Genomic DNA, 10,486 nt, shown 5'->3' with positions numbered 1-10,486 from the left:
GTCGGCCGGCCCGCCCCCGGGTGGCGCCCCGGCCGCCCCCGGACCGACGTGGTCGGGCTCCGGGGCCCCGACCCTGCAGGCCACCGCCCCCGCCGGGTCGCCGATCGGACCGCCCACCGCGGTGCTGCTGGTCGGGCTGGTGCTGCCGCTCGCCGCTCTCGTTCTCTGGTTCGTCGGCTCGCTCACCACCAACATCATCGGATGGGCGCTGGCGGTGTTCGGCAGCGTCATCCCGTTGGCCGTCTTCACCCGGATCGACCTGCAGCGCCGGCTCAGCGGCTGGTACGTCGACCGGCGTGGCCTGCTGGCCGTGCTCCGGGTCGCGGTCCTGCTGGCCGGGCTGGTGGTGGCCGGTTGGTTCGCGTACCTGATCGCCGACGAGGTGGCCCGGTGGGAGATCTGGTTCCGATGAGCGGTCAGCACGCGTTCCGGCGGTCGGCCCTGCGCCTGCTGGCGGTGACGGCTCTGGTGCTGGCCCCGGCGGCACCCGCGGCGGCCACGCCGGCCACCGTTCCCGCCCCGGCCGTGCTCCCGGCGGTGACCGCCGGGACGGCCACCGGGGCGCCGGATCTGTCGACGTCCCCGGTGCTGCAGAACCTGGCGGCCTGCATCGGGGAGAAGAAGGCCGGCGATCTGGTCGTGCTGATCGACACGTCGGGCAGCCTGAGCGGCGCCGGCAGCAGCGGCGCGCCCACCGATCCCACGGATGTGCGGGTGGCCGGTGCCCAGGTCCTGCTGGGCGGCCTGGCCCGGTCGTTCGACGACGTCGGCGCGACCGTCGATCTGACCGTCGCCGGGTTCGACGACGACGTCACGACCGTCGTCGACGCGGTGCCGCTGAACGAGGCGGCGCTGCCCGCCCTGGACGGGCAGCTCAATGATTTCGCCAACCGGGACCGCGGCGCCGAGACCGATTACTGGACCGCTCTGACCTGGCTGAACCGGACGATGCAAGCCAAGGCGGCGGCCCGGGCCGACGCGGCCGCGGACTGCCAGTTCGCCATCTGGTTCACCGACGGCGAGTTCACCATCTGGCCCCGGGACGGCAGCAGCCAGGCCGACCTCGATCCCCTGAACAGCCAGCTCAAGGACATCCCCGGTTTCGAGGAACGGCCGCTGACCGACCGGGCGACCGCCGATGCCGCGCTGGCCGCGGCCAAGGAGGAACTGTGCCGTCCCGGCGGCACGGCCGACCAGTTGCGGGCCACCGGCGTCACGATGATCGGTGTCGGGCTGGGCGGTGAGGACGGCGACCGCTTCGGGTTCATGCGCGGGATCGTGGAGAACCCGGACGGGACCTGCGGCCGCGAACCCGGCCGGGGCATCTTCGTGCCGGCGGCCTCGGTGGGCGACCTGTTTCTCGCCCTGGCCGCCCTCGGCGAGTTCGGTGCGGGCGGGGTCACCTCGACGCCGGTCTGCCAGGGACAGCCCTGCCCGGAGGGCACCTACCAGTTCAAGCTGGACAACACGATCAGCGCGGTGCACTTCGACGCGGTCGTCGACGACGGCTCGGACCAGCTCATCCGTGAAGGGCTCCAGGTCACCATCACCCCGCCGGCCGGGGTGCCGATGGTCATCGACGGCAACGGCGCCGACTCGGGCACGCTCATGTCCGACACCGCGAGCGCCCAGTACCAGTGGCTGACGGGTGATCCGTTGGCCGTCGACCTCGACCGCGCGGCCGGCGCCGACTGGACGGGGGACTGGAAGGTCACCTTCGTCGACACCACCGGCCAGCACCCGGATGCCGTCTCCAACATCTCGCTCACCCTGACCAGCGACTTCGCGATCGCACCGGTGGTCACCGATCCCGGCGACTGGCGGGTGGGGCAGAGCGCCACCGTCACGTTCCAGACGCAGACCCTGGACGGCGAGCCGGTCGGCAACGTCACGGCCCTGCCGCCCGGGTTCACCGCCACCGCGGAGGTCGACCTGCCCGGAGCGGGGCGCCCGGTCCTGCCGATCCCGGTCTCGCTGACCGAGCCGGTGACGGTGGACCTCCCGGCCGACGGCGATCCCGGACTGGCCGTGGTGATCGTGCGGGTGGACGGCCAAGTCGCCGGCCAGCCGTTGGGCACGGTCAGCCGGCAGGCCACGGTGCCCGTGCAACCGCCCTTCGGCGTACCCGTGATCGACCCCGCGGGCCAGGTGGTCGACTTCGGCGCCGTGGAGGGCCCGGTGCCGGCCTCGGGCAGCCTGCGGGTGGTCGGCCCGGCGGAGGGCGATGGCTGCGTCACCGTGTCGGCCGGGCCGGTGCAGGGACCGCGTGACGTGTCCGCCCAGGTGAGCACCCCGAACGGCGCCGGGTGCTACCCGGTGCCCTCCGGACAGACCGTGCAGGTGCCGTTGAGCCTCACCCCGTCGACCGAGGGCAACGGCGCGCTGACCGGCACGCTCGTCGTGGGCCTGTCGTCGGCGGACAACCCGGCGCAGGTGTCCGAACAGCAGGTCGACTTCCGGCTGACCATGACCCGGTTGCCCGACACCGGGGTCAAGGTCCTGGTGCTGATCAGCGCCTTCCTTCTCGGCCTGCTCATCCCGCTGCTCATCATCTGGCTGGTCCGCCGGATGTCCGCGCGGTTCCCGGCGGCCGACCAGGCCACGTTGCAGTCGATCGTCATCCCCGTGCAGATCGGTGGCACGACGTTGAGCGCGGCGGGCGGCGGTGCGGTGGCCCTGCCCGCGGACGGGTGGGTCGCGCTGCCGCCGCCCGGACCGGGCCGGCGCACGATCCAGGCGTCCGGCGTGGCGATGCGGGCCCGCGCCGGATGGCGCTTCTCCGAGCCCGGCTTCGCCGAGCTGCAGAACGGGGACGACGTCGGGGTCGGCGAGGCGGTACCGCCGTCCGACAAGAAGGGCCGCCCGCGCTTCCCGCTGGCCGTGCAGGGCACCTGGGCGGTGCTGGCCCCGCGCCAGCTGTCGATCTCCCCCGTCGACGTGGTGCAGGGCCGGCTCCTGCTCATCGTGGAGACCCGGGCCGAACCGGCCAAGCGCAGCCAGCTGCTCAGCCGCGCCCTGGGCGCGGCACCGACCGCGTTCGCCGACGCCCGGGCCAAGGCCCGCAAGGCGGCCGGCACCGCGGCGCCCCCGCCCGGTGGTCCGGCCGGCCCGGGTGGTCCCGGCGGTCCGGCCGGTCCGGGTGGTCCGGGTGGTCCGCCGCCGTGGGGCGGCCCCACCTCCGGGCCGACCCCCGCGCCGTCGTGGGGCGGGTCCACAGGCCACCCGCCGCCCGCTCCCTGGGGTGGTGCCGGCCCGGCCCAGGGCAGCCCGGCCCCGCCCGTCCCGGCCCCGCCCGGTGGTCCGGGCTGGGGCGGCTCGGCGCCCGCTCCTGGCGGGTGGCCGCCCGGCCGGGCCGGCGGATCGCCCGCGGCGGCCCCGCCGCCGGGCTGGGGAACGGCCGGCGGCCCGGGGGGCTCGACCGCCCCCGGTTGGCCCTCCGGCTGACCCGGAGCGGGCCGGGCGGATCGTCCGGCTCGCCTGATCCACCGGCCACACCCGACGACCAGCACCACCGAAAGGGCGCTCCATGTACAAGTTCTACGTCGTCGGGCTCGGCGGATCCGGCGGGAAGACGCTGCAGTTCCTGATGGACCAGCTGCACTCCGAACTGCGGCGGCGCGGGTGGCAGGGTGATCGCCTGCCCCGGTGCTGGCAGTTCGTGCACGTCGATGTGCCGGCCCAGCCCGACGGCATCGGCGAGGGTCTGCCGCCGACCGTCCCCCAGCAGGGCGGCCGCTACATTCCGGTGACCACCCCGTCCGACCAGTACCGGCAGCTGGACGCCGGGCTGGAGCTGGCGCTGTCCCAGACCTCGGACAAGCTGCGGCCGCTGGTCGGCTGGCGCCCGGACGCGTCCCGGGTGGCCACTCCGATCGTGCTGGGCGCCGGGCAGTTCCGGGCGGTCGGCCGGCTGGCCACCCTGGCCCGGGCGAAGGGGATCTTCGGCGGGCTGCGGGAGGCGGCGCAGGAGCTCAACGCCGGCGAGGCCAACCAGGACTTCAGCGAGCTGCAGCGGGTGCTCGGCAAGGGCTACGCGGCTCCGCAGGGCACGATGGTCATCGTCATCTCCTCGCTGGCCGGCGGCACCGGGGCGTCGATGACGCTGGACGTCTGCAATCTCCTGCGCGGTGTGCAGGAGAGCCTGCCTGGCTTCCCGGGCAGCGAGTCGATCGCCTACCTCTACACCCCGGACGTGTTCAGCCGGCTCGACGAGTCCGCCCGAGCCGGGGTCAACGCGAACGCGCTCGGCACCATCGCCGAGCTGATGAACGCCCGCGCCGCGGCCCAGAAGGAGTGGACCCAGCGGGAGTGGGAGGTCTACCGGATCAGCCAGGAGCCCAAGGCGCCCGGGCGTGGGCCCAAGGCCGTGTTTCCGGTCGGCGCCACCAACGGGATCAGCGGCGCCGTGTTCGGGGACGGCCGGGCCGACACCATCTATCGCGGATTCGCCCGGGCCCTGGCCTCGATGGTGCTGTCCGAGGCCCAGCAGACCCAGGTCCTCAACTACGTGGTCGCCAACTTCGGCAACACCGAGGCGCTGCCGGACAACTCCGAACTGGCCTGGGCGCCCGGCGGCGGGCGGGACGCCCTCGGGTTCGGCGCCATCGGCTTCGCCTCCATCGGCCTGGGTCGCGACCGGTACGCCGAGTACGTCGCCCAGCGCCTGGCCCGGCTCGCCGTCGTGCGCCTGCTGCGCGGGCACGTCGACACGTCGGTCCTGCAGGGCCAGCGGACCGAGACCGAGGCCCGCGACCGCTACGCCATCGACAACTACCCGCTGCTGCTGCAGTGGGCCGGATTGCCGCCCACGCCGCCGGTCGACGAGATCACCCCGCTGGAGCACTGGGTCGGCGACGTGTGGCCGCAACCGCAGCAGGCGCAGCTGGTGGACATGCACATCAACCGGGTCCTCGCCGCTGCGGTCCCACCGGGGGTGCGGCAGAACGCCGCCTTCTACGCCGGCCAACTGGCCGCGGCAGTGCCCGGCGCCTACGCCGCGGCCCGCCAGGAGGCGGAGCGGGCCGTCCTGCATTCCGCCGCCGCGCGCTGGGTGCTGGCCATCCAGGGCCGGATCGAGGTCGCGGTGCTGCGCTGCCTGGCGCGGTGGGGTCTGCCGGTCACCCGCAAGATGGTCGAGCACATGGAGGGCGATCTGCGGCAGTGGGCGGCCTGGCTGCGCGCCCGCGCCCAGCCGACGTCCTCCCCGGACCAGGCCACCAACGAGGTGCTGACCCCCCTCTACGCGACCAGCGGGGTGATCGACCCGACCCACCTGCTCCTGCAGCAGGCCCGGGACGGGCTGACCGCGATCCTGCGTGACGTCGCCCGGCGGACGGGCGCGGCGATCGTCGCCGATCTGGTCGACGGGTTGGCCGGCGACGTGGTCCGGCCGCTGATGGTCGGGTTGGGTGACGTGGAACGCGCGCTGGCGGCGGCGGAGGACAACCGCGCCGTCGACACCGCCGTCTCGTCGGTCACCACCACGGTCGTCCAGGCCTGGCCGCAGGACGACCTGGTGCCCGGCCGGTTCGCCACGGCGACCAACGAGGTGCTGCTGGAGGGGATCGACTCCTACCCGGGCCGGTTCACCGACCACCTGTATGCCACCTTCGAACTGACGGTCATGCCGACCGGGCAGCGTCCGAGCCGTGAGGAGTCGATCCGGTTCGCCGTCGAGCAGGCGATCACCTTTTTCGAGATCGACCCGTCCGGCCAGCGGATCGCGCCGGCCGAGCATCTGATCGCGTTCGGCGAGGACGGCTACACCCCGACGAAGATCGGCCGGCTGGGGTCATGGTGGCCGCGGATGCTGGCGGGCACGACATCCGCCCAGACCGCCCGCTACGAGCCCCGGCTGACCGCCGAGGCGCTGCTGGACGGCACCCGGGAATGGGTCAACCGGCCCGGGCAGACCCTCCAGGGATTCGTCCGGCAGGGCCTGCAGTCGTACCTGGGCGCGGCCGCCGACGGCCCGCAGGCCCGTCAGGCGCGGGAGGACGACTTCGCCAATCGCTTCCGGACGGCCCTGCAGCTGGCCGCGCCGCTGGTCGGCGTGCACCCCAACATGGTCGGGGCGATCCACGACCAGCCGGTCCGGGTGGCCTACCAGTTCTCGGCCGCCCCGCTGCGGGGTGCGCCGGCCGCCGTCCGCCGGATCAGCCAGGACATCGAGGCCAATCCGGCGATCGATGCCGGGCCGACGCTGCAGCGGTTGAACCAGGCGCTGAACGCCGAGGAGGCGAACACGGATCTGCCGTCGGTCGAGATCGTCGGCACGTACGCGTTCCCGTACTCGCCGCTGGTCTTCACCTCCCTGCTCGGCCCGATCCAGGAACAGTGGGCCAGGTCCATCTCGGTCCAGCAGCGGACGGCGTTCTGGCGCTGGCGACGCGGACGTTCGCTCGGCGACTTCGTGCCGGTGTCACCGGCCTGGTTCCAGGCGTTCATCACCGGCTGGCTGGTCGGACGGCTGACCGGGGAGATCCGCACCCCGCGGCCCGGGGACACCGACCAGCGGATCACGGTCTGGCACGAGGGACGGTGGGCCGCGTTCCCCGAGGCGCTGCTCGGGGTGCAGCAGGTCAACCGGGACGTTCAGGGGTGGGGCATTCCCGCCGCCGTGGTCGAATCGCTGGCCCTGGCCATCGCCCAGTGCAACGGCGACGACCGGTTGACCGCGCTCACCCCGTACGTGACCACCCGAAAGCTCGGCGAGGATCTGCCGATGCCGGGCAGCATCGACCACCCGGCCCTGCACGCCTGGCTGGTCGGCGGGCGGTCCCGGTCGGGCCAACCGCCCCAGGTGATCCGGCCGGACGATCCGGTCGCGACCCGCGCCGAGCGGATGGCACTGGCCCGGGACTGGCTGACCCGGCTGCAGAGCCAGGTGGTGCACAACCTGCGCGAGACCGACCGGGACGGCACCCGCATCGACGGGCAGTTCTCCCAGATCACCAAGCACAACTTCGGCCAGGTGCCGCGGGAGTGGGAGATCGGAGAACAGCTGGTGGTCGGCGTCGACGCGATCCTGGCCGAGCTCGAGCGCCCCGTCTACCGGGAGGACGACGACCTCCCGCCGCCGATCATCGACGTCCTGGCGTAAGGAGCTGCTGTCGTGCACGTGTTCGTGGTCGGCCGTCAGTCGGCCGCCGGAGTGGCGGCGGTCCGGGCCGTGGTCCAGGACTGGTCGGCGGTCGGGTTGGCCGGGCCGTCGGTGTGGATCGATCCGGCCACGGCCGCGCCCGGGCCGGACGGCGCCGCCGGTCCGCGCGGATACCGCGTCGCGGACGGGCTGATCGAGCGGGTGGAGCTGCGGTCCTGGATGCCCCGCAACCCGGGACGGGTCCGCGTGGTCTGCCTGCAGGCGCTGAGCGAATCCGACGGCTGGGTCGGGGAGCGGGAGGTCTACGCGCTGCGCGAGGTGCTGCGCCTGCCCCCCGAGACGCCGCTGGTGAACCTGCTCGTGCCGGCCGAGGGCACCGAGGGGGTCGGCGACGGGCCGGTGTTCGATTCGCAGATCAACGTGCTCGTCCAGCCGGTGGACGCCACCGATCCGGCCGCCGCGATCGAGCCGCTGTCCTCCCGGTCGCCGACGTTCGACATGCATGCCGCCGCCGCCCTGTGCACCGCGGGGGGACTGTGGACGGGGATGTCGGTCGGGCCGCTGGACGGGGAGCGGCCCTGGTCGGGGACCGGGGTGGCGGTCGGCCGGACCTTCGTCCGGCGACTCGACGCGACCGCCGTGCTGGATCGGCTGGCCACCGAGATCTACGGCGCGCCGGGGACCCTGCCGGCCGCCCGCAATCAGCAGCGCGACGGCGAGGCGTTCCCGGTCGTGCCCCCGGGCGCCCAGCTGACCGCGGCCGAGGCATCGGCCGCCGCGGTGCTCTACAAGCATGCGGCCGTCACCGCCTTCGCGCCGCCGCCGCCGTTCGCCGAACCGCCGCGACGCAAGACCACATTCTGGGAAGCGGTCAAGCTCTTCTTCACGTTCCTGGGCCAGGCGGTGGCCAAGGCCCCCGGCGCCTGGTTCAACAACGTCATGCAGTCCGCCGGCACCTCCCTCGAACGGCGGGCCACCGAGTTCTTCTACGGACGGGACTCCGGGTACGAGGTGGTGGTGACCGGGCTGTCGACCACATCGCCGCCCGGCGGCCAGGCACAGGCGCTGCAGAACGCGGCGTTCGGCCTGTTCGGCCGCGTCGCCCCGCCCGGCACCCCGGAGCCGGTCACCGAGGTGCCGCAACTGTGGGCGGACACGGTGCGCACGGTGGCGGCGCTGGCCGACGGTGGCGACCAGGACCCGGCGATCCCGCTGCCGGGACAGAACTCCCGGGCGGTGATCGACAACCCGGCGGTGCTCTGCGCGCGGCCGGACGACCCGCCCTTCCGGCTGCCGCACGGGGCCCCGGGATCGGAGTTCGGCCCGATCGCACCCACCGATCCCTACCACGCGACGATGGTCGCCCAGATCCTCGACGGCCAGCTCCGCACCGACCAGTACCCCGGCGGCCACCCGGGAGCGGCGGACCGGATGGCCTCCCTGGCGCACCTGCGGCAGCAGCTCGCCGGGTGGATGGGCCAGCGGCGCAACGCCATGTGGACGATCGGCACCGGCCTGGCCGCCGAGTTGGACAAGGCCAGGCGCGCCCACGCCGAGCTGCTCGCCGCCGCCGACCAGGACGAGGCCGGAGACGAGCGGGCCGCGGCCCTGGCCGGCCAGCGCCGGGTCCGGACCGGGATCCTGCTCTGGCTCGTCCTGCTGCTCGTGGCCATCGGGACGGCCGTTGCCCTCGCCGTGTTCGGGGTCCTCTCCGCGACCGCGGCCATCGTCGTGTCCGTCGCGGCCCTGCTGATCTGCCTCGTCGGCGCGTTCCTGACCTTCGCCCGCGGCCAGCGGCTGCTGTGGCAGGCGATCCACCGGTCGCAGGTGGCGGCCAAGCGCCGGGAATGGCTGGCCGGGTCGGCCCTGCAGATCGCGCAGCAGGAGTACCGGCTGGCCAGCGTGTACGGGCAGAGCCAGATCTGGGCACAGATCGTGTCCGAACACGTGCACGCGCCGTTCGGGGCGCCGACCGAGCGGGCCGAGGAGCAGGGGGTCCCCGCCCGGCTGACCGGGGACCTGCCGCTGTCGGTGGCCCTCGCCAGCGCCGACTACGTCCCGACGGCCCACGCGCCGGTGGTGTACCACGTCCGGTCGGCGTTGCTGGGCAAGGACTGGCTCAACGTCTGCATCACCCGGCAGCAGCGGCTGGTGATCGCGCACGACCGCCGGATGACGGCGCGCGACCTGGAGAACCGGTTGTACACCGACGCCACCCTGGCGCCAGGCGGCCCGCTGATGAGCTACCTGGCCGGGCTCCGGTCGCCGCAGATCCGGCAGCAGGCCTGGGACGACGCGCTGACCGCGCTGGTGGACAGCATCCATCGCCGCGGTCTGGGTCAACAGTTGCTGCCGGAGGTGCGGGTGGACGCCGGTGCCATCCGGTCCGAGCAGTCGTGGTCGGCGATGACCGAGGCGCTGCTGGCCCCGAAGGACCAACTGTCCTATGACGGCTTCAGCTCCATCGGCATCACCAACGGGTCACCGACCGTCGGCCGGACGCTGCTGGCGACGGACGGCTCGACCCCGGTCGGGCCGCCGATGCTGGCCCTGCCGACCGCGCCGACCAGCGGGCGTCACCAACTCGACCGGTTCATCGTCCGCTGGGACCTGACCCACCCGGTCCCGCCGGAGGATCTGACCTATTTCGGCGCCGCGGCAGCCGAGCCCGGGGGCCCGAACGGGCCGCACCCGATCATCGACGTGTGGGCATGAAACAGCGCTGGGCCAGGTCCCGCGCCAGCCGGGGCACGTCGACCGGACCGGCCACGGAGACCGCCCGCTCGGGCTCGACCGCACCGGCCCAGGTCTCGCCGGCGCCGACGATCACCGCCGCTGTCCCCGGCCCGACGGCGGCCGACAGCGAGGGATCGTCGGTGATGACGACCGTGATCGATTCCGTTCCGCCGTCGCGGTCCGCGCCGCCGGCCGACGACTCGGCCAGCGCGGTCATCAGCCGCCGCCGGTCACCGGTGCGCAGGCCCGCCGCGTGCAGGTGGTTCCGCAGGGCCGCCGCCGGCTCGGCCTGCAGGTCGAGGCTGACCTCGGCGCCGTCGGGCAGGAACCGGGTGGCCAGGGCGGGCCGTTGGGCGGCGCCGGCCACCGCCTGGGTGGCGGTCAGGACGTCGGCCAGCGCGCCCGAGGCGATCCAGCGGTGCATCGACGCCGACAGGTCCACGATCGCCGACACCCGGGCGCGGCGGACCAGTCCGGTCGACCGCGCCGCGTCGACCGCGCCGGCCAGGCGCTCCGGGATCGGCACCTGCGGGCCCTGGTCGACGGTGGGCTGCGCGGCCGAGTGGTCGGTCCACCCGCCGGCGGTCGGCCGGGCGGCGGCCGGCGCCGGATCGATGGGAGGGGCCGATGGCGGGGCGGCCGGCGCGG

At 74.3% G+C, this 10,486-nt stretch carries 3 protein-coding genes and 2 pseudogenes; 4 read left to right on the top strand and 1 reads right to left on the bottom strand.

What is annotated here, in order from left to right; all coding sequences use genetic code 11:
• The 4 genes and pseudogenes from ACOJUF_RS24340 to ACOJUF_RS24325 all read left to right on the top strand — a co-directional run.
• Window positions 1–412 (top strand): annotated as a pseudogene (locus ACOJUF_RS24340) (hypothetical protein); the annotation flags it as partial.
• Window positions 409–3,444 (top strand): hypothetical protein, encoded by a 3,036-nt coding sequence (locus tag ACOJUF_RS24335; protein WP_420124390.1) that lies wholly within the window; start codon window positions 409–411, stop codon window positions 3,442–3,444. The pseudogene ACOJUF_RS24340 and the gene ACOJUF_RS24335, both read left to right, overlap by 4 nt.
• 82 nt (window positions 3,445–3,526) lie before the next feature.
• Window positions 3,527–7,102: a tubulin-like doman-containing protein gene (locus ACOJUF_RS24330; protein WP_420124389.1), complete on the top strand. Its 3,576-nt coding sequence runs from the start codon at window positions 3,527–3,529 to the stop codon at window positions 7,100–7,102.
• Between the two features lie 12 nt (window positions 7,103–7,114).
• A complete protein-coding gene (locus ACOJUF_RS24325; protein ID WP_420124388.1) occupies window positions 7,115–9,817 on the top strand; it encodes a hypothetical protein in 2,703 nt (900 codons plus the stop codon).
• Here the strand turns inward: ACOJUF_RS24325 and ACOJUF_RS24320 are convergent.
• A pseudogene (locus ACOJUF_RS24320) lies at window positions 9,798–10,486 on the bottom strand (hypothetical protein); the annotation flags it as partial. The gene ACOJUF_RS24325 and the pseudogene ACOJUF_RS24320 sit on opposite strands and share 20 nt — an antisense overlap.

Source organism: Nakamurella sp. (assembly GCF_048594475.1).
Lineage (GTDB): Bacteria > Actinomycetota > Actinomycetes > Mycobacteriales > Nakamurellaceae > Nakamurella.
The sequence above is the reverse complement of the archived record's forward strand: the minus strand, read 5'-3'. Positions and strand labels throughout refer to the sequence as shown.